General features: G+C 46.0%; 1 protein-coding gene. It reads left to right on the forward strand.

What is annotated here, in order from left to right:
• The coding region (locus HMPREF3091_RS22895; RefSeq protein WP_246839983.1) for a pyocin knob domain-containing protein at positions 1 to 743 on the forward strand (743 nt) is incomplete at both ends.

A 743-nucleotide genomic window follows, 5' to 3' on the forward strand; every position in this document is an offset into this window, starting at 1 on the left:
AATGATAATGCCAACGGACGCGTACCGAGCGGACGCAAAGTTAATGGGCATGTGTTGAGTGCAGATGTCAACGTGACTTCAACAGATATTTTTGACAGTCAGTCCTTTGGTATCGGTGCTAATCAAAACCTGAATGATTTAAAGATACCGGGTATCTATTATCAAACGGCAAACGCAAATAGCTCGCTAGCGCTGAACTATCCTGAAGCGCAGGCTGGTACGTTGCTTGTCTATAAGAACGCGGGTATCACACAAGAATATCGCGTGTATAACAGCAGCCGCATTTATACCCGTAGCCAGTATATGGATGGTGCGTGGACCGCGTGGGCTAAAGAATACAATTCCTTAAATAAGCCGAATGCCAGCGATGTCGGGGCATTACCTATCGGCGGTGGCACACTTAATGGCAATTTAACGGTTAAAAACCAGATCCAAGTGGGGGGCATTGGTAATGGTGTGCTGAATATTGGTGACAATGATTCAGGTTTGCGCAGCTCTGTCGATGGCCAAGTAGATTTGTGGGCTAACAGTAAAAAAATGGGATATTGGAACATCAACATTCTGTCATTCACTGGACAGATTATCCCGACAAACTATGCGAACTTTGACTCTAGATATCAGGCAAAGGGCAATTACACCCCTGCAGGACAAGCATATACAAAGGCGGAAAGTGACGGTCGATTCCAACCAAAAGGAAGCTATACCCCAGCGGGGCAGGCATATACAAAAGGAGAGTCAGATGG

Origin of the sequence: Hafnia sp. HMSC23F03 (assembly GCF_001816025.1) — a bacterium.
Lineage (GTDB): Bacteria > Pseudomonadota > Gammaproteobacteria > Enterobacterales > Enterobacteriaceae > Hafnia > Hafnia paralvei.